The sequence below is a fragment of the Nocardia sp. NPDC004340 genome, assembly GCF_053602575.1.
The window spans coordinates 283,094-308,599 of the sequence record NZ_JBSGDW010000002.1; the positions used below are offsets into that span (position 1 = coordinate 283,094).

Genomic DNA, 25,506 nt, shown 5'->3' on the forward strand with positions numbered 1-25,506 from the left:
GTGCAGCAGGACAATTGGTTTCGTGGAGGGTCGAATGCGGGCGTGGTCGTTTCCTGGCAGTTATGAGGATGGGCGGGGGCGGGTGGCGATCAAGTGGCGGATCGAACCGTACGAGGTGGCGGGGTGGGCGGGAGGGTACGAGATTTCGACGGTGGTTCGGGGGATACCGCTCAGCGGGGGTGATTTGGACTGCATCGAGCCGGATCCGCCGGATCCCCGGGCGCGGGAGGCGCTGTCGCTCGATGATCGGTTCGACGCGCTCACACGGTGCAGGCTCACCGGCGAGTTGCCGTGCACTGTCGTGGTCTCGGGGGTTCGGCGCGCGGAGGTCGTCCGGTTCACGTTGGATCTCACGCCGGATACACAACGCGACAAGCTGCGTCTCAGCTTGACGCTGAATGGCGCAACGTACGAAACCGATTGCCATGCTTTTGAAACCGGGCTACAGGAACTGATCGCGGCGTTGCCGGAGGGCACATCGCTGGTGTGCTGCTACACCTGCCTTTATGCCGATTACTCGCCGGTGAGCGGCCCGATCATGGGCATGCGCTGCTACCGCGAGGCCAAGGAGCAGTACCTCGCCGTCAGGACCGAACCCGATATCTGGAATGTCCCGGCGACCGAGGCAGTCCCCGAAACGTACCTATGTTCGCAGTACCGGGTCCGCATCCCCGGCACCGGTTACCGCGGATAGCCGCCGCGACGACTACTGGGTGGGCATGGAGGCGGGGATCGAACCCGCGACCTTCACACTGACAGTGAGACCTCTACCAACTGAGCTACTCCATGCCCACGTTCACACTATCGGTGGCGTCAATCCAATATGCGCTGCTAACGCGGGGGGTCTGCGACGAAAACGACCGGCTGACGCGTGACGCGCGAGATGGTTGCGAAATCGTGGTCGTCACAGAGGATTGCGAGCCGGTGATGCTCCGCGGTGGCGGCGATCAGCAGGTCGACGGGGCCGGCCGACCGATGTGTCCCCTGCTCGGTCATCAGCTGCTGAACGGCTTCCGCGCGTTCGTACACCTTGTCCGGCATGGCAACCCAGGCGAACAGATCCCGCAGCAGTCGCTGCTTCTCCAGCCTGTCCGCCAAGGACCTTGCCGAATAGAGGAATTCGAGTTCGACGACAGGGCAGGTTGCGATGACACCCGCCGTCAGCTGATCCATCCACGACTGACGGAGCTTGTCCTGCAGGATTCGAAAGAGACCCGACGTGTCGATGAGATAGAGGGCTGGAGTCACTTCCGGTAGGCCGCCTTGTTGTCGAGGAATTCATCGAAGTCGCCGCGATCGGCCATCTCGCCGAGCCGAGCGAGCGCACGGACCCGTACCAGCCGCTGTCCCACTTCGCGAAGCGCGGCGTTGACCGTGTCCTTCTTGGTCTTCGTGCCTAGCACCTCGGCTGCGATCGCGAGAGCCTCTTCATCGATCTCGATCGGAGTCTTCGAGCCGGCCATTGCGCAACCTCCAGATATCCAGGAACTCCATGTCGGATACCCAAGGTTACCAACCGTCGCGACCAGGGACAATGATGCACTCCGACATGGGGTCGGACGGGCTAGCGGCCGCCGAGGCCGGAGAGGGCTATGCCTCGGACGAAGGCTCGTTGGGCCAGGGCGTAGATGAGGAGGAGGGGGAGGAGGATGACGGTGGCGGCGGCCATGAGGAGGGGCCAGTTGGTGGAGTATTGGCCTTGGAGGCGGACGAGGCCGAGGGTGGCGGTGGCGTAGTCGTTGCGTTGGATCATGATCAGGGGCCAGAGGAAGTCGTTCCAGACCGTGATCCAGGTGAGGACCGCGAGGACCATGACGGCGGGTTTGGTGTGCGGGAGGAGGACTCGCCAGTAGGTCTGCCAGGGGGTGCAGCCGTCGAGGGTGGCGGCCTCCTCCAGTTCTACTGGGAGGGTTCGGAAGAACTGGCGCATGAGGTAGGTGCCGAAGGCGCTGCCGAAGAGGCCGGGGACGATCATGGACCAGGGGGTGTCCATCCAGCCGAAGGCGCGCATCAGCAGGAATTGCGGGATGACGGTGACGGTCAGCGGGACCATGAGGGTGGCCAGGTAGCCGAGGAAGAGGGCCTCGCGGCCGGGGAACTCCAGGCGTGCGAAGGCGTAACCGGCCAGGGAGCAGAAGAAGACTTGGCCGATGGTCACGCAAGCCGCGTAGACGACGGTGTTCAGGAGCATGTGGCCGAGAGGGATGGAGGCGAAAGCTTCTCGGTAGTTGGACCATTGGGGATGGGACGGCAGCGGGGCGGCGTCGGTCAGTTCGCCGTCGGACTTCAGGGAGGCCGAGATGGACCAGAGGATCGGGGTGAGGGCGCACCAGGCCACGGCGATCAAGGCCAGGTAGGTGAGGACGGCGGAGGTCAGGCGGCGTTTCATCGGTCCACCTCGGCGCGACGGGCCAACCACTGCTGAATGAGGGTGAAGGCCAGCAGGATCGCGAAGATGATCCACGCAAGGGCCGAGGCGTAGCCGACTTCGTAGAAGCGGAAGGCGTTCTGGAACAGCATGATTCCCAGAACGTAGGTGCCGGTCTCGGGGCCACCGTTGCTGCCGGTCAGCGCGTACGCCTGGTCGAAGGCCTGGACGGAGTTGATGACCGTGATGACGAGGACGAAGGACAGCGCGCCTCGGATCAGCGGAATCGTGATGGAGACGAACCGCCGGAAGCCACCGGCGCCGTCGATCTTCGCTGCCTCGTAGAGGTTTTCGGGGACGCCCTGCATGGCGGCCAGCAGAATCACCGTCGCGAAGGGCACCGACTTCCACACCGTGACCAGGCTCAACGACACCATGGCCCAGTGCGGGTCGGTCAACCACGGGATCGGACCCACGCCGACCCAGCCCAGCAGGATATTGGCGAGACCGTCATCACTGGCGAAGATGAAGCGGAAGACCACCGCCATCGCCACGGTCGACGCCACCAACGGCAGGAACGCGATGGTGCGGAAGACCCCGATGCCCCGCAACTTCCGATTCAGCAGCGCGGCCACGGCAAGGCTGATCACCACCGTCGGCACCAGGGTCAGCACCGTGAACACCGCCGTATTCCGCAGCGCGATATAGAACAGCGGATCCTCGGAGAACAACCGCCGGTAATTCGTCACCCCCACGAACCGCGGCGGACTGAACAGATCCCACGAGTGAAAACTCAGATACAGCGAGAACCCCAGCGGGAACAGCATGAACACCAGGATCGCGGCCACATTCGGCGCCACGAACAGCTTCCCGGCCCGCGCCCGCCGCCGATCCAGCTCCGATCCCCGTCTCATACCGCCGCCCGCAACAACTGGTCGATATCGGAAGACGTCTGCCCGCCCAGCGATTCCGCCGACGCCGCACCCCGCAACACGCGGTTGCAGCCCCGCTCGAGCAGCGCTTCCACCTTGCCCCACAAGGGCGTCACCGCCAGCGGACGAGAATTCTCCGGCCCCTCGGTGAAGACCTCCAGATTCCGCACCCCCGGATGCGCCGCCGCGAACCCCGGCGACCGCATGGCCGACCGCAATACCGGCACGAACAGTCCCGATTCGGCGATGATGGCCTGCCCTTCCGGCCCGGTCGCGAATTTCACGAACTCCCACGCCTGTTCCCGCCGCGGGCTGCTCGCGGCGATGGCCAGCCCGGTGCTGCCGATATCGGTGATCGCCCCCGGTCCCCCGTGCGGCCCGACCGGCAACACCGTCACATCGAAGTCCAGCCCGTCCCGGTCGGTGAACTCCGAGTACAGCCAGTGCCCGCCCATGAGCATGGCGGCCTTCCCGCTGCGGAACAGGTCCTGCGCCGAAACGGACTGCCGGTCACCGACACTGGGCGCGACCCGATGCCGCACCGCGAGATCGGCATAGAACTGGAGCCCTGCCGCGAACTGAGGATCCCCCAGATTCGTGTGATCCGGCCGCACCGGCGGGCTGAACCATTCGGTGCCGTTGTTCATCCCGAAGCAGGCCGCCGAGAAGTACGGCACCCACGCGTCCACGAAACCCCATTGGCGAGTGCGCCCGTCGGGGTCCCGGTGGGTGAGCGTCCGCGCCGCGGCCAGGAACTCGTCGAAGTTCCACGCCTCCGACCAGCGCACCGGCGGCTGGATCCCGGCCTCGGCGAACAGCTTCCGGTTGTAGTAGAGGAACACCCCGGACCATTGCTCCGGCAGCGCGTACTGCCCGCCGCCCCACACGAACGTGTCACGCAGCGTGGCGTACCCGTCGGCCCGCAGCCGCGCCGCGTAATCCGGTTCCCGATCCAGGAATTCACGCAGGTCGGCCAGCACCCCGCGATCCGCGAGCCCCGCGTACAGCAGTTCCCACGCCATCAGCACGTCCGGGCATTTGCCGCCCGCGCAGTAGGTGAGCATCTGCTGCAACGGATCCGGCCCGGACATGATGGTGCGAATCCGGATATCGGGTCGCCGCCGCTGGAATTCGTCGATGATCCGCAGCCGTGTCCGCGCTTCCTCGGGTCGCGCCTGGAAGAAGAAGGTGACCGCGTCGTCGTCCCCGCCCGCGCAGCCGCCGGCGGCGAGCAGCGCAGCGGCCGCGGCCGAGCGCAGCAGGGTCCGCCGATCGAAACCGCCGCGCGCGCCGCCGATCTCCCGCGCGCCGGACGGGCGGAGGTGCTGCGGCATCGCGTCTCCTCTGGTCGCGGACGATCGCGGCGGGGTCATGACTCGGGCGACGGGGCGGCCGGAAGGATATATCCGTGAACTAAACGAACTAATGCCACCACCGTGACGTAGATCTCGAACCAGCATGGCAGCATACGGGGAGCTACCCGCGACACGTCGAAAACACGCGAACTCGCGGGCATGGCACCGGATCGCAACACCCCGCCGAGCCCGGTACAGCGTCCCCCGGGCCAACCGTACCCGGCGGTACGACCTGCAGGTGAACGGCTGGTCAAAGCCGGTTCAGAGGCATGTCGGTTGGGCTACGTTGTGACCATTTGAATCAGTGACCGTTGTACCGCACGGGAGAGTTGGCGCATGGCGACCATCGAGTACCTCCGGACGGATCCCGACCTGCCACCGGTGGGCGTCGTGGACCGGACACCCATGACAACGGCGAAGAAGGGCATCTTCCTCGCCATCGCCGTCGTCGGCGCGATCGCCTGGGCCATCCTCGCGTTCATGCGCGGCGAGAACGTGAACGCGGTGTGGATCGTCATCGCGGCCCTGTGCACGTACGTGCTCGCCTACCAGTTCTACGCGCGGCTCATCGAATACAAGATCACCAAGCCGCGTGACGATGTCGCCACTCCCGCCGAGGAGATGGAGAACGGCAAGGACTACATGCCGATGGACCGGCGGGTCCTGTTCGGCCACCACTTCGCCGCCATCGCCGGCGCGGGCCCGCTGGTCGGTCCGGTGCTCGCCGCCCAGATGGGCTACCTACCCGGCACCATCTGGATCATCGTCGGCGTGGTGCTGGCCGGTGCGGTGCAGGACTATTTGGTCCTGTGGGCGTCGGTGAAGCGCCGCGGCCGCTCGCTGGGCCAGATGGCGCGCGACGAACTCGGTGTGGTCGGCGGCGTGGCGGCCATCGTCGCCGTGCTCGTCATCATGATGATCCTGCTCGCCGTGCTCGGCATCGTCGTCGTGAATGCCCTTGCGGCGACCGAGAACAAGACCACCCACGTTCTCGAGGGCGGCAGTCCGTGGGGTGTGTTCTCCATCGCCATGACCATCCCGATCGCGCTGTTCATGGGCTTGTACCTGCGCTACCTGCGGCCCGGCAAGGTCGGCGAAGTGTCGATCATCGGTTTCGCGGCGCTGATGCTGGCCATCATCTCCGGCAACTGGGTCGCCGGATCCGGTTGGGGCCGTGACCTGTTCACGCTGTCGGGCACCACCATCTCCTGGATGCTGATCATCTACGGCTTCGTCGCCTCGGTGCTGCCGGTGTGGATGCTGCTCGCCCCGCGCGACTACCTGTCGACCTTCATGAAGATCGGCACCATCGGCCTGCTCGCCCTCGGCGTGCTCGCCACCATGCCGGTGCTGAAGGCCCCCGCGGTCTCCCAGTTCGCGAGCAACTCCAACGGACCGTCCTTCGCGGGCAGCCTGTTCCCGTTCCTGTTCATCACCATCGCGTGCGGCGCGCTGTCGGGCTTCCACTCGCTGGTGTCCTCGGGCACCACGCCCAAACTGCTGGAGAAGCAGTCGCAGGCGCGGATGATCGGCTACGGCGGCATGCTCATGGAGTCGTTCGTCGCGGTCATGGCCATCATCGCGGCGTCGATCCTGGACCAGCACCTGTACTTCGCGATCAACACCCCCAATATGACCTCCGCGCAGGCGGCCGCCGACAGCGTCAACAAGCTCGGCCTGAGCGGCAACCCGATCGACGCGCAGTACCTGAACGACGTGGCGGCGGGCACGGGCGAGTCCCGGGTCTACTCCCGCACCGGTGGCGCGCCCACCCTCGCCATCGGCATGACCGAGATCATGCACAAGTTCATCGGCGGCAACAGCCTCAAGGCGTTCTGGTACCACTTCGCCATCATGTTCGAGGCGCTGTTCATCCTCACCACCATCGACGCGGGCACCCGTGTCGCGCGGTTCATGCTCTCGGACTCGCTGGGCAACCTGGGCGGCGCCGCCAAGAAGTTCCGCGACCCGTCGTGGTGGCCGGGCGTGTTCATCTGCTCCGGACTCGTGGTGGCCGCGTGGGGTTCGGTGCTGCTGATGGGGGTCACCGACCCGCTGGGCGGCATCAACACGCTGTACCCGCTGTTCGGCATCTCCAACCAGCTGCTCGCGGCCATCGCGCTGACCGTCGTGCTGGTGATCGTGGTGAAGAAGGGCCTGCTGAAATGGGCCTGGATCCCGGCGGTTCCGCTGGTCTGGGACCTGATCGTCACCATGACGGCCTCGTTCCAGAAGATCTTCTCCGGTGACCCGAAGATCGGCTACTGGACGCTGCACTACAACACCATCGACAAGCAGAACGCCTACATCGCGGCCCGCGACACCGGTCAGCTGCCGAAGGGCATCAAGGATGTCGACGCGCTGAACACGCAGATCAGCAATATGGACAAGATCATCCGCAATACCTTCATCCAGGGCACGCTGTCGATCGTTTTCGCGGTGATGGTGCTGATCGTGGCGCTGGTCGGCATCTGGGTCTGCGTGAAGGCCATCCGCGCGGGCGGCAGCTCGACCACCGAGACCGAGGAAGTGCCGTCGAAGCTGTTCGGCCCCAAGGGGTTCATCACCAGCAAGGCGGAACGGGAGGTCCAGCAGGAATGGGACGCCCTGATCGCCGAGGGCAAGGTCGTCGCACCCGGCGCGAGGCATTGACGCGCCGATGACCACCCCCGACGCCCCGTCCACCGCAGATCCACTGCGGCGGACGGGGCTCGCCCTCATCCGGGCCGTGAAAGCCGTTGCCTGGTGGTTCAACTCGATCCTCGGCGGCAACGATTACGCCCGCTACGTGCAGCATCAGCGCCTGCACCACCCCGGCTGCGCGATTCCCAGCGAACGGGACTACTGGCGCGACCGGCACGCCGCCGCGGACAGGAATCCGGCAAACCGCTGCTGCTGAGCCCGGGTGGCGGTTTTCCGCCGACCCTGATGGCCGATTCCCGCTAGCGCGGGGGCGCTCGGGCTGCCATGGTGGTATGCGTGAGTGCGAACGACTTGGACTTCGAGCGTTGCTACCGCGCCGTGGCCACCCGGGACTCCCGGTTCGACGGTCACTTCGTGACCGCGGTACGCACCACCGGAATCTATTGCCGCCCTTCCTGTCCGGCCATCACCCCCAAACGGGCCAACGTCACCTTCCTGCCGACCGCGGCCGCCGCCCAGCAGGGCGGATTCCGGGCCTGCCGCCGCTGCCTGCCCGACGCCGCGCCCGGGTCACCGCTGTGGAACACCCGCGCCGACCTGGCCTCCCGGGCCATGCGGCTGATCGGCGACGGCGTCATCGAACGCGGCGGCGTCCCGGCCCTCGCCAACGCCCTCGGCTACTCGCAACGCCAGCTCACCCGGGTGCTCACCGGCGAACTCGGCGCGGGCCCACTGGCTTTGGCGCGCGCCCACCGCGCCCACACCGCGCGACTGCTCATCCAGACCACCCGGCTACCCATGTCCGACATCGCGTTCGCGGCCGGATTCGCCAGCATCCGGCAGTTCAACGACACCGTGCGCGAGGTCTTCGCGGTCAGCCCCACCGCGCTGCGCGAGGAATCCCGGCGCCGCAACGGCGACACCCTGCCCGCCACCAACGGGCTGCTCACCCTGCGGCTGCCCTACCGGGAACCGCTGGACCGGTCGTGGCTGGAATGGTTCCTGGCGGCGCACGCGGCGCCCGGGCTGGAGCTGTACGAGAGCGGGGTGTACACGCGCAGCCTGCGAACGCCGCACGGTCACACCACCATTCGGCTGTCGATTCAGCCGGGGCATGTGCGGGCGGCGTTGTCGTTGCAGGACATGCGGGATCTCGCGCCGACCGTGGCGCGCATCCGGCACTTCCTCGACCTCGACGCGGATCCGGTCGGTATCGACGAGGCGTTGACGGCGGGCATGGCGGGGATGCCGCTGCGTGTGGGCCTACCCTGCGAGGTACCCGGGGCGGATCCGACCGCGCAGCGCTCCAACGGTGCCGCTGCCGTGTCGCCTGCGAACGGTGTCGTGCCGCGCTCGAACGGCGATGGCCGGGCGAACGGCATCGTGCTGCCCGCGGGCATCCGGGTGCCCGGCTGCCTGGACGGTCCGGAGCTGTTGCTGCGCACCATGATCGGGCAGCAGATCTCGGTGGCGGCCGCCAATACCCACACCGCGCGACTGGTGCAGCAGCTCGGCGAGCCCATCGACGGGCCCATCCCGCACCTGTTCCCCACCGCCGAGGCCATCGCCGAACACGGCTCCGAGGTGCTCACCGGGCCCGGGCGGCGGATCGAGGCCATCGTCGGCGCGGCCAAGGCCCTCGCCTCCGGGGACCTCGTGCTGCACTCCGGCCGCACCGCCGCCGAACTCCGCCGCGACCTGCTCGCCCTCGACGGCGTAGGGCCGTGGACCGCCGACTACGTGACGATGCGCCTGCTCGCCGACCCCGACGTGCTGCTGCCGTCCGACCTGGTGGTGCGGCGCGGGGCCGCGCTACTCGGCGTGGATCTCACCGCGACGGCCCGCTGGTCGCCGTGGCGCTCCTACCTGACCATGCACCTGTGGAAGCACGCCCTGGCCAACCCCGAGCCGCGGGCCTCCGCGAAAATCGAACCGCTCGGCCGGCGCGCCGCCCAGTGAGCACGCCACCGACTCCCACCTGGAGGACATCCCTCATGAGCTCCGAAAACACGCACGCACCAGCGGATTACGCCACCATGACCACCGTGGCCGGGCCGTTCACGGCCGTGGTGGACGCCGACGGGGTGGTCCTGGCCTCAGGCTGGACCGCCTCGGCGGAGGAACTGCGCGCGCTCATCCACCCCAGCATCCGGCCCGCCGAACTGCGGGCCCGCGATTCGCTCGGACCGGTCTCGCGGGCCATCACCGACTATCACGCGGGTGATCTGACCGCCATCGACGCCATTCCCGTCCGGCAGGTCTCCGGGCCGTTCCTCACCCACGCCTGGGAGATCCTGCGCAAGGTGCCCGCGGGCGAGCCGGTCACCTACACCGACTTCGCGGTCATCTCCGGCCGCCCCGCCGCCACCCGCGCCGCCGCCAATGCCTGCGCCCGCAACGCGGCCGCCCTGTTCGTCCCCTGCCACCGCGTCATCCGCACCGATGGCAGCCTCGGCGGCTTCCGCTACGGGCTGCCCGTGAAACGCTGGCTGCTCGACCACGAATCCGCCTGACCCATACCCTCCCGACCAGCGACATCGCTCTGACCGGGGGTGTCGGAGCCCCGGCGTACGCTCGCAACCATGTGCCGCAACATCCACACCCTGCACAACTTCGAGCCGCCGGCCACCCCGGACGAGGTGCACGCGGCCGCCCTGCAATACGTCCGCAAGATCAGCGGAACCGCCAAACCCTCCCAGACCAACCAGGCCGCCTTCGACCTCGCCGTCGAGGAGATCACCGCGGCCACCACCCGCCTCCTCGAGGGCCTGACCACCAACGCGCCGCCCAAGGACCGCGAGGTCGAAGCTGCCAAGGCCCGAGCCCGAGCCGAAGTCCGGTTCGCCCGCAGCTGACCGGTCAGACGCCGACGGAGGTTTCCAGACGGGAGCCGGTGCGGCCGCGGATGACGTGGAGGCGGCTGGGGATGCGCTGGCGCATTTCGTCGACGTGGCTGACCACGCCGACCACGCGGCCGCCGGAGCGGAGCTCGTCGAGGACGCCCATGACCGAGTCGAGGGTGTCGGCGTCGAGACTGCCGAAACCCTCGTCGATGAAGAGGGTGTCCATGACCAGGCCGCCGGATTCGGCGGAGACGACGTCGGCCAGGCCGAGGGCCAGGGACAGCGAGGCCATGAAGGTCTCGCCGCCGGAGAGGGTTTTGGCGGGGCGGACCGCGCCGGTGTAGTCATCGCGGATGTCGAGGCCCAGGCCGCCGCGACGGCCGCGGGGGCCGGCGGCGTCGGTGTGGACGAATTCGTAGCGGCCGCCGGACATTCGGCGCAGACGGACCGATCCGGCCAGGGCCACCTCTTCCAGGCGGGCGGCCAGCACGTAGGAGCGCAGGGACATGCGGCGGTTGTTCTCGCCGCGGCCCGCGACCACCTCGGACAGGCGGGCCAGTTCGTCGTGAGCGCGCTGCAACGGGGCGATGTGTTCGACGTCGGTCTGCAACTGCGTGCAGAGGGCCGTCAGTTGCTTGACCCGCCGCTCCGCTTCGGCGTGCGCGGCCACCGCCCGGTTCAGTTCCGATTCCGACTGGGCCACAGCGTTTTCCAGCTCGCCCGGATCGCCCGGTTCCGTATCCCCGGCGGCGCGGATCTCCGGTTCGGCGAGGACGGCCTCGGCGTGGGCGCGAGCGCGGTCGGCGGCCACGAGCTCGTCCTCGATCTCCGACTGCTGCGCCGTCGTGCGTGAGGCGGCGTCGACCGTGCGGGCGTACTCGCCCAGCACGGCGTAATCCGGGCCGGACTCCCCCATCACCGGGGGCGCGGATTCCACCAAACCCGCTTCGTACGACAGCTTTTCGACCCGCACGGCGGCTGCGGACACCTGCTCGCGGGCGGTGACGGCTTCGACGCGGGCCGCGCGGACCACACTGGCTTCTTCGACCAGGGCCGCCAGCCGCGCACGCCGCCGCTCGACCGTGCCATCGGCTCCGGCGGCGGCACGCAGCCGCTCGGTGAGTTCGGCCAGCCGACGATCGGTGGCCACGATCCGCTCGGTCGTCGCGCTCACGCGGCTCTCGCACTCGCGCGCCTCGTTCTGGAGCCGGGTCTGATCGGCGCGCAGCGTGTTCAGTTCGGCGGTGAGGCCGTCCACCAGCCCCGCCGCTCGTTTGGACACAGTGAACTGCAGCGTCGAATCGTCCAGCGCCGCAGCCAGTTCCGCCTTGTCGACGTCGCCGCCCCGCTCGACCAGCACCTCGACGGCGCGCTCGAGCTCCGCCACCAGCTGACCCGCCCGCTCCCGGGCGGCCTCCGCCGCCCGTTCGGTGGCCAGCGCCGCGTCCTCGTCCGCCTTGGACACCGCGTGCTCGGCGGGCCGGGCCGGATTCGGGTGCGCGTCGGACCCGCACACCGCGCACGGCTCCCCCTCGACCAGCGCCTCCGCCAATTCCGCGGCCATCCCCGCCATCCGCTGTTCCCGCAGCGCCTGCGTCCGCTTCCACGCCTCCGCGTGCGCGGTCTTCGCCTGCTCGAAGGTGGTCCCCGCCCGCGCCAGTTCCCCCCGCTTCCGCTCCAGCTCGACCGCGGCCTCCGCCGACGTCCGCAACCGCAGGCACTCGGCCTCCAGCCCGGCCAGCGCGGCGGCTGCATCCGCGGACCCACGCAACCGAACCTCGACCCCCGCAACGGCTTCCGGCAACTCGCCCAGCCGCGCGATCAGCTTCGCCGCCCGAGCCGCCAGATCCTTCTGCTCGGTCCGCAGCCCCGACAATTCCCGGGTCAGCTGATTCGCCGACTCGGCATCGGCCCGCACCTCGTCCAGCGCCCCCACCTGCGCGCTCCACCGCTGTACCGCCGCCTCGAGCCCGCCGCCGGAGCCGGCCCGGGGCAGATCGTCCAGCCCACCCGTGCGCGCCGAACCCGTATCGATGTCCGCGCCAAGGTGGTTCGTGCGAAGGTGCGGAAGCTCGTCACCGGCATCCGTGGAGTCCGGCTGGATTCCGGGCGCGGGGAGGTCGGTCAGGTCGGTGGCGAGGTCGGTACCCGCGAGCTCGGTGGCGGCCAGGTCAGCTGCGGCCCAAGTGGTTCCGGGGAGTTCGGCGGTCGCGGGGTCGAGGAGGCGATCGGCGAGTTGTTCGGCGGCGCGGGTGGCGTCGTCGGTGCGGCGGCGCAGGGCGACGGCGGCGGTGCGGGCCTCGGCAAGGGCGGCGGCGACCGGTTCGGCGCGACGAGCGCGGTCGAGCTCGGACTGGCGGACCATGCGCTGGGTGGCGGTCGCCGTGAACTCGGCGAGCTGCGCCTGCGCCGTGGCGCGGCGGCGGAACAGGTCATGGCGGCGGCGCTCGGCCTCGGCGGCGGCGCGGACCTTCGACGAATCCTGCTGGCGCTGTTGGAGGTCCACGGAGGTGGCGGTCAGCGTGGTGCGGGCGGCGGTCAGCAGGGACTGCGACCAGGCGACCGATTCGAGGATGGTGGCGGAGTCGGTGGCGGGCAGACCGGCGGCGGTGCCGACACGGGCGATCAGAGCGTCGATGCCGTGCTTACGGGTGTCGAGCTCGGCGGTGCCGGCGCGGCGCTTGTCGATGAGCCACTGTTCGGCGGTGCCGAAACGTTCGGTGTCGAAGAGCTTTTCGAGGAGCTTCTCGCGTTCCTCGTTGTCGGCGCGCAGGAAGCGCGCGAAATCGCCCTGGGGCAGCAGGACGACCTGGAAGAACTGGTCGGCGCTCATGCCGAGCAGGCGCAGCACCTCGTCGCCGATGTCGGGGATGCGCGAGAGGTTCTGGCCACGGCCGTCCAGCCATTCCAGAGTGGCGACCGAGTTCTCCTTCACCCACCCGGATTTGGCGCGCTTGCTGGGGCGCTGGAATTCCGGGGAGCGGATCAGGCGCAGCGTCCGGCCGCCGACGGTGGCCTCGAGCAGCACCCGGGGCGGGGTCTGCTCGTCGGCGTGATCGGAGTGCAGGCGCTTGCCCTCCTCGCGCGCGCCGGGCACCTTCCCGTACAGCGCGAAGGCGATGGCGTCGAGCACCGTGGTCTTCCCGGCCCCGGTCTGCCCGTGCAGCAGGAACAGCCCGTCCGCGCCCAGCTCGTCGAAATCCACCACGGCCGTCTCGGCGAACGGCCCGAACGCCGTCAGCTCCAGCCGATGCAGCCGCATGCCGTGACCCCTTCCCGCAACGCCTCGACCCATTCGACAACCGATCGCACGCCCGCACCGGCGGGACACGCCGAAATGCCCCGCACCCCAACGCTCACGCGGTCATCCCGTCCGCGGTCTCGCCGGATTCACCCGTCCCGAGACCGAATTCCTCCACATCGAACAACCCGAGCGCCGCATCCGCCTCCGCCGCGTCCGCTCCGCGCACCGACCCGTCGAACCCGGCCGCGCTGACCACCCGCTCCGCCTCGGACGCCCCCGGCCGGGCAGCATCCGCCTCGGCCGGCACGGCAGCATGCTGAACGGCACTCACCTCGGCCGGCACCGCGACCGTCTGCGCGGAAACCGCCTCGGCCGGCACGGATGCACTCTCCACGGGAGCAGCCGCCGCCGCGGGGAACACCGTGCGCTCGTCCGGTGCGGAAACGCGGCGGGGGCCGTCCTTCTCACGGGTGGCGGCGGAGAGGGCGCGTTCGAGCCAGGTCATCTCACCCGCGGTCGGGACGCCCCGGACGTCGGAGAGGAAGGTCTGGGCGATCTCGGTGTCGCGGCGGCCGTGGACGCGTTCGCGGTAGCGGAGTTCCGGGTTGCCCTCCGGGCGTTGCCATTCCACGTGGACGGCGTGCGGGAAGCGGTCGCGCAGCCGGCGCAGCGCGTCCACGGGGCGCGCGGTGTCGGTCAGGGTGGCCGACACATAGTGGGCTTCGGCTTCGGCGTGCTCCGGCGATTCCAGGAGGGATTCCAGCGGTCCGGTGAGCTGGGACAGCCCCCGCACCACCGGGAGATCGTGGCGCCGCACCTCCGCGAGCCCCGAGGCGTCGAGATCCACGATCCACACGGCCTTGCGGTGCGAGCGCTCACCGAACGAGTACGGCAGCGGCGATCCCGAATACCGGACCGACTCCGACAGCGTCTGCGGCGAGTGCAGGTGCCCCAGGGCCGTGTAGTCGATCCCGTCGAACGCCGACAGCGACACCGTCTCCACCCCGCCGACGGAAATGGACCGCTCCGAACCAGTCGCCTCACCGCCCACCACAAACGCGTGCGCCAGCACCACCGAGCGGGCCCCGGTCCGCCCCGCCAGATCCGCACGCACCCGCCCCATGGCCGCGTCCAGAATCTCGGCGTGTGAACGCGCCTGCGGTACACCCAATTCCACCCGGGTGATCTCCGGCTCCAAGTACGGAATGCCGTAAAAGGCAATTTCACCGAACTCGTCGGAAAGCACGATCGGCCGCGCCACATCCGCGATCCGGCAGCGCAAATGCAATCCGCCCGCCGCCGCGAAACTCCCGAGCGCACCCAGCCGAGCCGGCGAGTCATGATTTCCGGAGGTCGCGATAATCGTCGCCCCCGCCGCCCGAATTGCCTCGAATCCTCGATTACACACCGCGATCGCATCCGCGCTGGGAATGGAACGGTCGTACACGTCCCCCGGCAGCACGACCACGTCCACCCCCTCCGCCCGCACCAATTCCGCGATGGCCAGCAGCGAGCACTCCTGATCCGTCAGCAGATCGACGCCGTGAAAGGTGCGCCCGATATGCCAGTCGGAGGTGTGCAGGATCCGCATGTCGGAGAACGCTAGGCGATCGCTCCGACAAATTCATCCGCCCTCGGCGCGTCCCCGGCAACTTCGCACCCCAAAGACACGGCACCGGTGCCGGATTCACGGGATTGTCGGTGTCGTACGGCACTATCACAGGCCATGACCGCACCGATGCTGTTCGCGCTGCTGTTGGTGTTCGTTTCGGGGCTGGCCCTGGGCTGGCTGGGGCATGCCGCGCGGGCGGGACAGCGGGGTGCGATGGCCGAGGCGAGACTGGCGGCCATGCGGGACAACGAGCGGTTGTTGCGGCAATCACTCGGGGCGGCCAGCGAGGACGCGGCGCGGCGGCAGTCGCATGCGATCGGCGCGCTGGTGGAACCGCTGCGCGACGCGGTCGGCAGCCTGGACCGTCATATCCAGGAAGTCGAGCACAACCGCATCAACGCGTATTCCGGCCTGCGCGAACAGGTCGCGGGCATGCAGCGGATGTCGCATCAGTTGTCCACGCAGACCGGTCAGTTGGTGGCCGCCCTGCGCGCACCCCAGGTGCGCGGCCGCTGGGGCGAGATCCAGCTGGAACGGGTGGTGGAGCTGGCCGGCATGGCCCGGCACTGCGATTTCGACACCCAGGTGACCCGCCGCGGCGACACGGTGGTGCGGCCGGATCTGGTGGTGCGGCTGTCCGGCGGCCGTCAGATCGTGGTGGACGCCAAGGTGCCGTGCACCGCGTTCCTCGACGCCGCGGGAACCGAGGACCCGCGCGAACGCGCCAATCATCTGGCCCTGCACGCGCGGCACCTGCGCAATCACGTCGATCAGCTGGCGGCCAAGGAGTACTGGGCGGCCTTCGACCCCTCCCCCGATTTCGTGGTGCTGTTCGTCCCCGGCGATCCGTTCCTCGACGCGGCGCTCACCGCCGATTCCGGATTGCTCGAGTACGCCTTCGGTCGCAATGTGGTCCTGGCGACGCCCACCACACTCATGGCGCTGCTGCGCACGGTGGCGCTGGGCTGGCGGCAGGAGGCGATGTCGGCGGACATGGCCCTGATACAACAACTGGGCCGCGAGCTCTACACCCGGCTCGGCACCACCGGCCGCCACCTGGACCGGCTGGGATCCCAGCTGGGCAAGGCGGTCGACGCCTACAACCACACGGTCGCGTCGATGGAGTCGCGGGTGCTGGTCACGGCCCGCAAGATGCACGATCTCGGTGTCGCGGACGCCGCCCCGCCGGAGGTCCGCAGTATCGACAGCTGGCCCCGCGCGGTCGGCTTCGCCGGAGACGAATATCGGTTCCGTGGCGACGAGGCGGGTGAGGCCTGAGCAACCGCTCGGTCCCAGGGCGCACGCGCCACAGCTAACTCCTGGTTCATGCGATTCGGAATACCTGCCTGATGTCGCCTGCCTCGTGAAACACCTGCATGCCTTAGTGTGCTTGACGTGGCAGTTACCCAACGCGAGCGAACCGAGGTGCCCCCGTCGCACCGTTCGATCCTGCCGTCGGTTCCCGGCGTCTCGGCCCCGATCGCGGTCCTGATCGCCGTGACGTGCACGTTCGTCGGGTTCCTGATCGATTCGATGGGCGGCGACGAGCTCACCGGCACGTTCGCCAGCCTGTACGTGATCGGCTGTCTGCTGGCCGTACTCGCGGTCCGCTTCCGGGGACTGTTCACCGCGCTGGTGCTGCCGCCGCTGCTGCTGTTCATCGCGGTGCCGGTGTCGTATCAACTCCTGCTGGGCTCGGCCCGCAGCTTCAAGCTGCGCGAGATCCTGCTGAATCTGGCCATCCCGCTGGTGAACCGGTTCCCGACGATGGCGCTGGCCACGACGCTGGTGCTGATCGTCGGCGCGGTCCGGATCGCCATGCACCGCAAGGAGGGCAAGGACGGGGTCGACGGCGAGGCCCGCACGCTCCGAGGTCGCGCCACCCGACCCGGCGGCGCGCGCGCCCAGCGCACCCGGCCCGCCGACTCCAAGGACCCCGCCAGACGCCGCTTCCGGCCCGGCGACGACACCACGGGTGCGGGCGTGACCGAACCCACCGAGACCGAGTCCACCCGTTCGTCCCGCCGCGCCGCCGGCCGGGTCGCCGCCGACCCGCCGCGGGTGGGCGCGAACCGGCAGTCCGGGGAGACCCGTCGCCGCTCCCGCGAGGCCGATCCGGCCGCCGCCGATCGCACCCCGCCCGCCACCGAGGGCCGCCGCCGCCCGGCGCGCCCGGACCAGTCCGCCGCCCCCGCCGAGGGCCGCCGCCGCGGCCAGAACGGCGAGCAGCAGCCGCCGCGCACCGGGGATCGCCGCGCGGCCCCCGCCGAGCCGCCCCGCGGCGGCGAGCGTCGCGCCGCCCCGGCCGACCGCACCCGCACCGGGGAACGCCGCGCCGCGCAGCCCGCGCCGGATCCCGCCGCGGGCGACGGCCGCCGCCGGCGCGCCCAGAGTCCCGAGCAGGCCGCGGGACGCGGCGCGGCTCCCGCCGCCAATCCGGCCCCCGCGGCCGAGGGTGGCCGCCGTCGTCGTCCGCAGCCGGGCGAGGTGCCCCCGCATCCGCGTCCGAATGTGCGCTATCGCGAACGCGATTCCGGCCGCATCGAACGCTGACCGCGACACCCGAGCGACGATCGCCGTAGATTTCCGGCAATCACGAAATTCGGGACGAAATAAGATCATCCGGATAGCAATTCGCGCCCGCCACAACGAATGTGGCAGGCGCGAATGTGTTTTCGGAGCCGGATAACCCGGCGGCGGGATTACCCGCGCGCGGCGCGCAGTTCGCGCGGCAGCGAGAAGACCAGCGTCTCGTTGGCGGTGGTGACCGGCACCACCTCACCGAAACCGTGCTCGGCCAGCAGTTCCAGCACACCCTCCACGAGGATCTCCGGAACGGAGGCGCCCGAGGTGACGCCGACCGTGCCGATGCCCTCCAGCCAGGCGGTATCCACCTCGCGGGCGTAGTCCACCAGGTACGCGGCGCGGGCGCCGGCGCTGAGCGCGACCTCCACCAGCCGCACCGAGTTGGACGAGTTGCGCGAGCCGACCACGATCACCAGATCGCATTCGGGGGCCATCGCCTTCACCGCGGTCTGGCGGTTGGAGGTGGCGTAGCAGATGTCGTCGCTGGGCGGATCCTGCAGCTTGGGGAACTTCTGCCGCAGCCGGTCGACGGTCTCCATGGTCTCGTCGACCGACAGCGTGGTCTGGGAGAGCCAGATCACCTTGTTCTCGTCGCGCACGGTGACGGCGTCGACGGCGTCCGGGCCGTCCACCAGCTGTACGTGCTCGGGCGCCTCACCGGCGGTGCCCTCGACCTCCTCGTGGCCCTCGTGGCCGATCAGCAGGATGTCGAAGTCGTCGCGGGCGAAGCGCTTGGCCTCCTGGTGCACCTTGGTGACCAGCGGGCAGGTGGCGTCGATGGTGTGCAGCTTGCGGGCGGCGGCGGATTCGTGCACGGCCGGGGAGACGCCGTGCGCGGAGAACACCACGAGCGCGCCCTCCGGCACCTCCTCGGTGTCGTCGACGAAGATCACACCGCGGTCCCGCAGTGTTTCCACCACATGCCGGTTGTGCACGATTTCTTTGCGGACATAGAGGGGGGCGCCGTGCTTTTCGAGCGCCTTCTCCACAGTTTCGACCGCCCGGTCCACACCGGCGCAATAACCGCGGGGTTCGGCGAGCAGTACGCGCTTGTGCGAAGGACTCAGCGGCGCGCCGGCATCACCCGCCGCGGACCGGACGATTCCGACGTTCAAAGGGATACCCGAGGACATGCCCCACAGAATACGTGTGCGGCCCGGCGCGCATTCGCGCGGAGGTTGGCATCACAATCACTTTTCGTGCGCTGTCACCTTTGCATCACACGGCGTTTCGGGCAGGCTAGGGGCATGTTCCGACCTCCGTTCCTGGCCCGGGTCGCCGCCGGGGCCGCCGTCTACGCCCTCGAGGAAACTCGTCGGCTACCGGCGACCGCGATCAACTTCCCGATCACCGCGATCAGCCAGATGCTGCAGACCACCATGCACCTCCAGCAGTTCGTGACCAGCCTCGCTCTCAAGGGCGACGCCGTCTTCGACCGTTTGCTCACCCAGTCCGAGGAGCAGCCCGCCTGGGCCACCTTCGATGAGGACGATGACGACGAGCAAACTTCCAGCTTCGGCTCCGAATCGGCGTACCGGAGCCGTTTCGACCTCTTCACCGAGCCCGAATTCGCTCCGGTGCCCGCCGAATCGGCCGCGCAGGAGGCTGCCGAACCGGAGGCCACCGAGACCGCCGCGCCCGTAACGGCTGCCAAGGCAGCAACCAACGGCCACAACGGCAGCGCCCCGGCCAAGCTGGAACTCGTGGCCGACGCCGAGCCCGCCCCGGCCGAGCCCGAGGTCGCCGCCGAGCCCGAGACCGCCGTCACCGAGCCCGAAGTGGCGACCCGCTTCGGGTACGCGGACATGACCATCGCCCAGCTGCGCGCGCGACTACGTCAGCTGTCGGTGGACGATCTGGCCGCGCTCCTCGCCTACGAGCAGGAGACCCGCGCCCGCGCACCGTTCGTCACGATGCTGACCAACCGCATCGCCACGGTGACCGCCCAGTAGAGTTCACACGTTCGTCGAAACGCCGGTCGAGGCTCAGGCCACGACCGGCGTTTTGAGACGTATGTCGACGCGACCACTGATCTCGCGCCGACCGGGGTAACTTCCCGGGTACGCCCAAAATCGGTCCGGCACCTGACCGCCGGCACGGGTGCGAAACCGGATACGGCTCTATGCCGCCCGCTAAATACTCGGAGAGGCGGAATTGTGTGAGCACCGAAACGACGCCGGGCGCCGCGAAGCCGCCGAGTTCGTCCGCCGAGAACCCGATGCCGGTGCGGACCATCGCCGTCAAGGTGGCGCAGTGGATCGACCGGCTGGGCGCGGTGTGGGTGGAGGGCCAGATCACCCAGATGAATCTGCGCCCGGGCACCCGTACCGCGTTTCTGGTGCTGCGGGACACGGCCGCGGACATGTCGCTGTCGGTGACCTGCGATCCGGAGCTGCTGCGCGGTTCCGCGGTGCCGTTGCAGGAGGGCAGCCGGGTCGTCGTGTACGGCAAGCTGTCGTTCTTCACCGGCCGCGGCACGGTGTCGTTGCGGGTCACCGAGATTCGCCCGGTGGGGATCGGCGAGCTGCTGGCCCGCATCGAGCGGTTGAAGGCGCTGCTGGCGGCGGAGGGCCTGTTCGATCCGCGGCTCAAGCGTCCGATCCCGTTCCTGCCCAATCGGATCGGCCTGATCACCGGCCGCGCCAGCGCCGCCGAGCACGATGTGGTGACGGTGGCGACGCAGCGCTGGCCCGCGGTGCGGTTCGAGATCCGCAATACCGCCGTGCAGGGCCCGACCGCGGTGCCGCAGATCCTCGAGGCCATCACGGCGCTGGACGCGAATCCCGAGGTGGATGTGATCGTGCTGGCGCGCGGCGGCGGCAGCACCGAGGATCTGCTGCCGTTCTCCGACGAGACCCTGTGCCGCGCCATCGTTTCCGCGAAGACCCCGATCGTCAGCGCCATCGGCCACGAACCGGACAATCCGATCTCGGACTACGTGGCTGACCTGCGCGCCGCCACCCCCACCGACGCCGCCAAGCGGATCGTCCCCGACGCGGCCGCGGAAACCGCGTTGCTGCAGGAGCTTCGGTCGCGCGCCAACGCGGCCCTGCGTGGCTGGGTGGACCGGGAGGCCCGCGCCCTGACCCAATTGCGTTCGCGCCCGGTGCTGGCCGACCCGCTGCGCCTGCTCGACCAGCGTCACGACGAGGTGGAGCGCCTGCGTGCCGCCGCCCAGCGCGCGGTGGATCATCGGCTCTCGGGCGAGTCCACCACCACCCGGCACCTGCGCGAGAAACTCGCGGCGGTCGGCCCGGCCGCCACGCTGGCCCGCGGTTACGCCGTGGTGCAGCGGGTGAACGGCAAGGACCGCGAGGTGGTCCGGGCCATCGAGGACTCGCCGCCCGGCACCCAGCTCCGTATCCGGGTGGCCGACGGCGCGATCTCCGCCGCGGCCCTCGGCTCCCAATCCCTGGCTCCCCGCCCGACCCGGAAGGACTCCTGATGAACGACGACGACCGCACCGAGATCGCCGGCCTCGGCTACGAGCGCGCTCGCGACGAACTGGTGAACGTGGTCAAGATGCTGGAGCAGGGCGGCATGGACCTGGACGAGTCGCTGGCGCTGTGGGAGCGCGGCGAGGCGCTGGCCACCCGCTGCGAACAGCATCTCGCGGGTGCGCGCAAACGCGTGGAAGACGCCCTCGCGCACCGCTCTTCGGCGGAGTAGACGCACCTACGCGGGACGCCCGGACCGGACAGCGGGCCCGGCGTCGCCGGGATCAGCTGCGCGGCAGCGGCTGGGCCTGGCCGATGGCGGTCGACAGTGTGTTGAAGGCCGCCCCGTTGCCCGCGCCCTTGATCAGGATTCGGACGTCGCCGAAGTCGGAGATCCAGGCGGGCTCGGAGCCGGGTTCGGCGAACACGCTCCACTTGTGGTCACCGCGCTGCTCGCTGCCGGTGGCGACCTTCACGGGCGCGTACTTCTTGGCGAGCGCGTCCACCGTGGCGTTGGACTGCGTCAGCTGCATGTAGGTGCCCTCGGGGCTGATGAACCCGACCGTGCTGAGTTCGCCGCCGCCGGTGCCGGTGATGGTGTCGTGGCTGCCGGAGTTGGGGGTCCACTTGTCCGGCCCGCTGTCGGGGAGCGCGGGCAGCCGGATCGGGAACGACAGGTGCCGCGCGTCGTCGGTGAGGGCGGTCTTCACTTCGAAGTTCGGAATCTGGCCCTGTGTCGGCCCCTTCGTGGTGAAGGAGCACTGGCTCGCGATGCCCGCGATGACCAGGCAGATCAGCACCAGCGGGAGCAAGGACCAGATGAGGTCCTTGTAGTCGTTCTGGCTGCGCGGCTTTTGGTACGACACGCACACAGTATCCACGGGCCCCGGATGCGACCCGGCTCACAGTGCCATCTACGAACCCGTCCGTGTGCGGCGTTTCCCGTAAACGTCCACGACCAGGGCGAAAGTGAAACGTCAGTACTTGCATGGAGCCCAAAACCGCAATGCGACAATTTACGCAGCAGTTGACAACAAGGAGGCTCCTCTCATGACCGCATCCAGCCGCCGCGAGGCACCGGACCGCAACCTCGCACTCGAGTTGGTCCGGGTCACCGAGGCCGGCGCCATGGCCGCGGGCCGCTGGGTAGGCCGGGGTGACAAGGAAGGCGGCGACGGCGCTGCCGTGGACGCCATGCGTCAGCTGGTCGCGACCGTCTCCATGCGCGGCATCGTGGTGATCGGTGAGGGCGAGAAGGACGAAGCGCCCATGCTGTACAACGGCGAGCTGGTCGGCGACGGCACCGGCGCCGAGCTGGACTTCGCGGTCGACCCGATCGACGGCACCACCCTGATGTCGAAGGGCTCCCCCGGCGCCATCTCCGTGCTGGCGGTCGCCGAGCGCGGCGCCATGTTCGACCCGTCGGCCGTGTTCTACATGGAGAAGATCGCCGTCGGCCCTGACGCCGCCGATGTCATCGACCTGAGCGCCCCGATCTCGGAGAACCTGCGCCGCGTCGCCAAGGCCAAGAACTCCGCGATCTCGGACCTCACCGTCTGCATCCTGGACCGTCCTCGCCACGCCGACCACATGAAGGCCGTGCGCGAGGCGGGCGCCCGCATCCGCCTCATCTCCGACGGTGACGTGGCCGGTGCGATCGCCACCGCTCGCCCGGAGTCCGGCGTCGACATGCTGATCGGCATCGGCGGCACCCCGGAGGGCATCATCGCCGCGGCCGCCATGCGCTGCATGGGCGGCGCGCTGCAGGCCAAGCTGGCCCCGAAGGACGATGCCGAGAAGCAGAAGGCTATCGACGCCGGCCACGACCTGGACCGGATCCTGTCGACCACCGACCTGGTCTCCGGCGACGACGTGTTCTTCAGCGCCACCGGCGTCACCGACGGTGACCTGCTCAAGGGCGTGCGCTACTACGGTGGCGGCGCCTACACCCAGTCCATCGTGATGCGCGCCAAGTCCGGCACCATCCGCATGATCGACGGCTTCCACCGTCTGACCAAGCTGCGCGAGTACGCGTCGGTGGACTTCGTGGGCGACGAGCACGCCACCCCGCCGCTGCCCTGATCGGCATCGCCAAACTGATTGCCGCCCCGGTGGATACATCCACCGGGGCGGCTTCTTTTCCGGCGCGCGGGTGGCCCTATTCCCGGCCCGCGTGTGCCGATTTCCTCAGGCGTGGCACTCCCGCGCGGCGCGGGACGGGCCTAGGGTCGAATTCATGACCGAGTACCGGATCGAGCACGACACGATGGGTGAGGTTCGTGTCCCCGTCGACGCCCTGTGGCGCGCGCAGACGCAGCGCGCGGTGGAGAACTTCCCGATCAGCGGACGTGGCCTGGAGCGCGCGCAGATTCGCGCGCTCGGCCTGCTGAAGGCGGCCTGCGCCGCGGTGAACCGCGATCTGGGGCTGCTGGACAAGACCAAGGCGGACGCCATCATCGCGGCCGCCAACGAGGTCGCCGACGGGCGCCACGACGACCAGTTCCCGATCGACGTGTTCCAGACCGGGTCCGGCACCAGTTCGAACATGAACGCCAACGAGGTGATCGCGAGCATCGCCGCCCGCGACGGCGTGACCGTGCACCCCAACGACGACGTGAACATGTCGCAGTCCTCCAATGACACCTTCCCCACCGCAACGCATCTCGCGGCCACCGAGGCCGTGGTCAAGGAGCTGATCCCGGCCCTGGATCATCTGCGGCTGGCGTTGCAGGACAAGTCGCGGGAGTGGAAGTCGGTGGTGAAGTCCGGCCGCACCCATCTGATGGACGCGGTCCCGGTCACCCTGGGCCAGGAGTTCGGCGGCTACACCCGCCAGGTGGGCGCGGGCGTCGAACGCCTGCTGGCGACTCTGCCGCGGGTCGGTGAGCTGGCCATCGGCGGCACCGCCGTCGGCACCGGTCTCAACGCCCCCGCCGGGTTCGGCGCGAAAGTCGTTGCGGAACTGACGAAGGCGACCGACCTCGACCACTTGTCCGAGGCCCGCGACCACTTCGAGGCCCAGGCCGCCCGCGACGCCCTGGTGGAGCTGTCCGGCGCCCTGCGCACGGTCGCGATCAGCCTCACCAAGATCGCCAACGACATTCGCTGGATGGGTTCGGGACCGCTCACCGGCCTCGCCGAACTCCAGCTCCCGGATCTCCAGCCCGGCTCCTCGATCATGCCCGGCAAGGTGAATCCGGTCCTCCCCGAGGCGGTTACGCAGGTGGCCGCGCAGGTCATCGGCAATGACGCCGCCATCGCCTGGGGCGGCGGCAACGGCGCGTTCGAGCTGAACGTCTACATCCCCGTGATGGCCCGCAACGTTCTCGAGTCGATCCGCCTGCTGGCCAATGTCTCCCGCCTGTTCGCCGACAAGTGCGTGTCCGGCCTGGTGGCCGACGTCGACCGCCTGCGGCACCTCGCGGAATCCTCCCCGTCCATCGTGACCCCGCTGAACTCGGCCATCGGCTACGAGGAAGCCGCCGCCGTGGCCAAGCAGGCCCTGAAGGAACACAAGACAATCCGCCAGACGGTCATCGACCGCGGCCTGATCGGCGACAACCTCTCGCTCGAGGAACTCGACCGCCGCCTGAACGTGCTCTCGATGGCCAAGGTCGACGGCAACTGACCTTCGGCACCAGCGGCACCGGTGTGAGACCCGGTGCCGGTGGCGCAATCCACCTTTCGCCGACCGACACCATCAGGCAGGATCGAATCATGAGCCTCGAGCAGCAAGCCGCCGACTTTCTCGCTCTGCACCAGCCCGGTAATCCCGTCATCCTGCCGACCGTGTGGGATGCCTGGTCCGCGACTCTCGTCCGGGAGGCCGGGTTCTCGGCGATCACCGTCGGGAGCCATCCGCTGGCGAATTCGCTGGGGAAGGCCGATCGGGAGGGGATGACCTTCTCCGAGGTGACCTCGCGGATTCGGGAGATCACGGCCGCCGTGGACATTCCCGTCTCGGTGGATATCGAGTCCGGGTATGCGCAGAAGCCCGCGACCCTGATCGAGGGTCTGCTGGAGGCCGGGGCGGTCGGTCTCAATATCGAGGACACCGTGCACAGCGAGGGTGGGCGGCTGCGGGAGCCGCAGGAGCACGCTGATCTGGTCGGTGAATTGCGGCGGGCCGCCGATGCGACCGGGGTGCATGTCGTGGTGAACGCGCGCACCGACGTATTCCTGCGTCCCGATACCGGGACTCCGGCGGAGCGGTTGGACAGCGCGCTCGAGCGGTTGCGGCTCGCCGCGGCCGCCGGGGCCGACGTGCTCTATCCGGTCGGCCGGCACGAGCCGGAGGTGTTGCGGCGGCTCACCGGGGAACTGCCGTTGCCGATCAATTCCATCGGCATCCCCACCCAGGGCGGGCGGGAGTACTTCGCCGAATTGGGTGTGGCCCGAGTGAGTTTCGGGCCGTTCCTGCAGAACGCGCTGACCGAGTACGCGAACGGGCTGTTCGGGCCCTGGCGTTGAACCCACGGCGGCCGGC

General features: G+C 69.3%; 22 protein-coding genes, 1 tRNA gene and 1 pseudogene. 14 read left to right on the forward strand and 10 right to left on the reverse strand.

Features of this window, described 5'->3' with window-relative positions:
- Positions 1–34 precede the first annotated feature (34 nt).
- The gene (locus ACWEOI_RS08805; protein ID WP_433673471.1) at positions 35–694 is read left to right on the forward strand and encodes a DUF6304 family protein; all 660 of its coding nucleotides are present in this window, start codon (positions 35–37) and stop codon (positions 692–694) included.
- Positions 695–714: 20 nt separating this feature from the next.
- Here the strand turns inward: ACWEOI_RS08805 and ACWEOI_RS08810 are convergent.
- The 6 genes from ACWEOI_RS08810 to ACWEOI_RS08835 form a co-directional block, all read right to left on the reverse strand.
- Positions 715–789: transfer RNA gene (locus ACWEOI_RS08810), tRNA-Asp, on the reverse strand.
- 42 nt (positions 790–831) lie between these two features.
- Positions 832–1,248: a PIN domain-containing protein gene (locus ACWEOI_RS08815; protein WP_452359301.1), complete on the reverse strand. Its 417-nt coding sequence runs from the start codon at positions 1,246–1,248 to the stop codon at positions 832–834.
- Positions 1,245–1,463, reverse strand: a complete 219-nt coding sequence (locus ACWEOI_RS08820) for a type II toxin-antitoxin system VapB family antitoxin (RefSeq protein WP_357280055.1) — start codon at positions 1,461–1,463, stop codon at positions 1,245–1,247. The genes ACWEOI_RS08815 and ACWEOI_RS08820 overlap by 4 nt, the downstream gene beginning before the upstream one ends.
- A gap of 101 nt (positions 1,464–1,564) precedes the next feature.
- Complete coding sequence (locus ACWEOI_RS08825; RefSeq protein ID WP_433668129.1) at positions 1,565–2,389, reverse strand: ABC transporter permease subunit; 825 nt, start codon at positions 2,387–2,389, stop codon at positions 1,565–1,567.
- Entirely contained in the window at positions 2,386–3,282 is an 897-nt protein-coding gene (locus tag ACWEOI_RS08830) for a carbohydrate ABC transporter permease (protein WP_452359302.1), read from the reverse strand. Before ACWEOI_RS08830 ends, ACWEOI_RS08825 begins: the two co-directional genes overlap by 4 nt.
- Positions 3,279–4,634 (reverse strand): ABC transporter substrate-binding protein, encoded by a 1,356-nt coding sequence (locus tag ACWEOI_RS08835; protein WP_452359303.1) that lies wholly within the window; start codon positions 4,632–4,634, stop codon positions 3,279–3,281. Before ACWEOI_RS08835 ends, ACWEOI_RS08830 begins: the two co-directional genes overlap by 4 nt.
- Positions 4,635–4,991: 357 nt before the next feature.
- On the opposite strand from ACWEOI_RS08835, the gene ACWEOI_RS08840 reads away from it, so the two are divergent.
- From ACWEOI_RS08840 to ACWEOI_RS08860, 5 genes are all read left to right on the forward strand, one after another.
- A complete protein-coding gene (locus ACWEOI_RS08840) occupies positions 4,992–7,307 on the forward strand; it encodes a carbon starvation CstA family protein (RefSeq protein ID WP_452359304.1) in 2,316 nt (771 codons plus the stop codon).
- Between the two features lie 7 nt (positions 7,308–7,314).
- The gene (locus tag ACWEOI_RS08845; RefSeq protein WP_452359305.1) at positions 7,315–7,554 is read left to right on the forward strand and encodes a YbdD/YjiX family protein; all 240 of its coding nucleotides are present in this window, start codon (positions 7,315–7,317) and stop codon (positions 7,552–7,554) included.
- A gap of 68 nt (positions 7,555–7,622) precedes the next feature.
- Positions 7,623–9,257: a DNA-3-methyladenine glycosylase 2 family protein gene (locus ACWEOI_RS08850; protein WP_452359306.1), complete on the forward strand. Its 1,635-nt coding sequence runs from the start codon at positions 7,623–7,625 to the stop codon at positions 9,255–9,257.
- A 35-nt stretch (positions 9,258–9,292) separates the two neighbouring features.
- Positions 9,293–9,811 carry a methylated-DNA--[protein]-cysteine S-methyltransferase gene (locus tag ACWEOI_RS08855; protein ID WP_452359307.1) on the forward strand — a complete coding sequence of 173 codons (519 nt, stop codon included), beginning with the start codon at positions 9,293–9,295 and terminating at the stop codon, positions 9,809–9,811.
- A gap of 69 nt (positions 9,812–9,880) precedes the next feature.
- Positions 9,881–10,153: a DUF2277 domain-containing protein gene (locus ACWEOI_RS08860; RefSeq protein ID WP_433668141.1), complete on the forward strand. Its 273-nt coding sequence runs from the start codon at positions 9,881–9,883 to the stop codon at positions 10,151–10,153.
- 4 nt (positions 10,154–10,157) lie between these two features.
- Here ACWEOI_RS08860 and ACWEOI_RS08865 read toward each other — a convergent pair whose 3' ends face one another.
- Both ACWEOI_RS08865 and ACWEOI_RS08870 read right to left on the reverse strand, forming a co-directional pair.
- Complete coding sequence (locus ACWEOI_RS08865; RefSeq protein WP_452359308.1) at positions 10,158–13,403, reverse strand: AAA family ATPase; 3,246 nt, start codon at positions 13,401–13,403, stop codon at positions 10,158–10,160.
- A gap of 415 nt (positions 13,404–13,818) precedes the next feature.
- Positions 13,819–14,976, reverse strand: a pseudogene (locus tag ACWEOI_RS08870) (exonuclease SbcCD subunit D); the annotation flags it as partial.
- Positions 14,977–15,111: 135 nt separating this feature from the next.
- Between ACWEOI_RS08870 and ACWEOI_RS08875 the strand changes: the two are divergent.
- Positions 15,112–16,275 carry a DNA recombination protein RmuC gene (locus tag ACWEOI_RS08875; protein ID WP_433668144.1) on the forward strand — a complete coding sequence of 388 codons (1,164 nt, stop codon included), beginning with the start codon at positions 15,112–15,114 and terminating at the stop codon, positions 16,273–16,275.
- A 117-nt stretch (positions 16,276–16,392) separates the two neighbouring features.
- Positions 16,393–17,550 carry a DUF6542 domain-containing protein gene (locus ACWEOI_RS08880; RefSeq protein WP_452359309.1) on the forward strand — a complete coding sequence of 386 codons (1,158 nt, stop codon included), beginning with the start codon at positions 16,393–16,395 and terminating at the stop codon, positions 17,548–17,550.
- 149 nt (positions 17,551–17,699) lie between these two features.
- Here the strand turns inward: ACWEOI_RS08880 and ACWEOI_RS08885 are convergent, their stop codons facing one another.
- Positions 17,700–18,716 carry a 4-hydroxy-3-methylbut-2-enyl diphosphate reductase gene (locus tag ACWEOI_RS08885; RefSeq protein ID WP_433668148.1) on the reverse strand — a complete coding sequence of 339 codons (1,017 nt, stop codon included), beginning with the start codon at positions 18,714–18,716 and terminating at the stop codon, positions 17,700–17,702.
- Between the two features lie 114 nt (positions 18,717–18,830).
- Here ACWEOI_RS08885 and ACWEOI_RS08890 point away from each other — a divergent pair, with 114 nt between their 5' ends.
- The 3 genes from ACWEOI_RS08890 (at position 18,831) to ACWEOI_RS08900 (ending at position 21,252) form a co-directional block, all read left to right on the forward strand.
- Positions 18,831–19,535 carry a lipid droplet-associated protein gene (locus tag ACWEOI_RS08890; RefSeq protein ID WP_433668150.1) on the forward strand — a complete coding sequence of 235 codons (705 nt, stop codon included), beginning with the start codon at positions 18,831–18,833 and terminating at the stop codon, positions 19,533–19,535.
- A gap of 266 nt (positions 19,536–19,801) precedes the next feature.
- A complete protein-coding gene (xseA, locus tag ACWEOI_RS08895) occupies positions 19,802–21,028 on the forward strand; it encodes an exodeoxyribonuclease VII large subunit (RefSeq protein WP_433673472.1) in 1,227 nt (408 codons plus the stop codon).
- Entirely contained in the window at positions 21,028–21,252 is a 225-nt protein-coding gene (locus ACWEOI_RS08900; protein ID WP_433668152.1) for an exodeoxyribonuclease VII small subunit, read from the forward strand. Before xseA ends, ACWEOI_RS08900 begins: the two co-directional genes overlap by 1 nt.
- Before the next feature lie 52 nt (positions 21,253–21,304).
- On the opposite strand, the gene ACWEOI_RS08905 is transcribed toward ACWEOI_RS08900, so the two are convergent.
- On the reverse strand, positions 21,305–21,886 hold the full coding sequence (locus ACWEOI_RS08905) for a DUF4245 domain-containing protein (protein WP_433668154.1): 582 nt from the start codon (positions 21,884–21,886) through the stop codon (positions 21,305–21,307).
- A gap of 184 nt (positions 21,887–22,070) precedes the next feature.
- Between ACWEOI_RS08905 and glpX the strand changes: the two genes are divergently transcribed.
- The 3 genes from glpX to ACWEOI_RS08920 all read left to right on the forward strand — a co-directional run bounded on the left by glpX (position 22,071) and on the right by ACWEOI_RS08920 (position 25,490).
- Positions 22,071–23,102, forward strand: coding sequence for a class II fructose-bisphosphatase (gene glpX, locus ACWEOI_RS08910; RefSeq protein ID WP_433668156.1), 1,032 nt, complete (start codon positions 22,071–22,073; stop codon positions 23,100–23,102).
- Between the two features lie 154 nt (positions 23,103–23,256).
- Positions 23,257–24,648 carry an aspartate ammonia-lyase gene (locus ACWEOI_RS08915; protein WP_433668158.1) on the forward strand — a complete coding sequence of 464 codons (1,392 nt, stop codon included), beginning with the start codon at positions 23,257–23,259 and terminating at the stop codon, positions 24,646–24,648.
- A gap of 86 nt (positions 24,649–24,734) precedes the next feature.
- Complete coding sequence (locus ACWEOI_RS08920) at positions 24,735–25,490, forward strand: isocitrate lyase/phosphoenolpyruvate mutase family protein (protein WP_433673473.1); 756 nt, start codon at positions 24,735–24,737, stop codon at positions 25,488–25,490.
- Positions 25,491–25,506 lie beyond the last annotated feature (16 nt).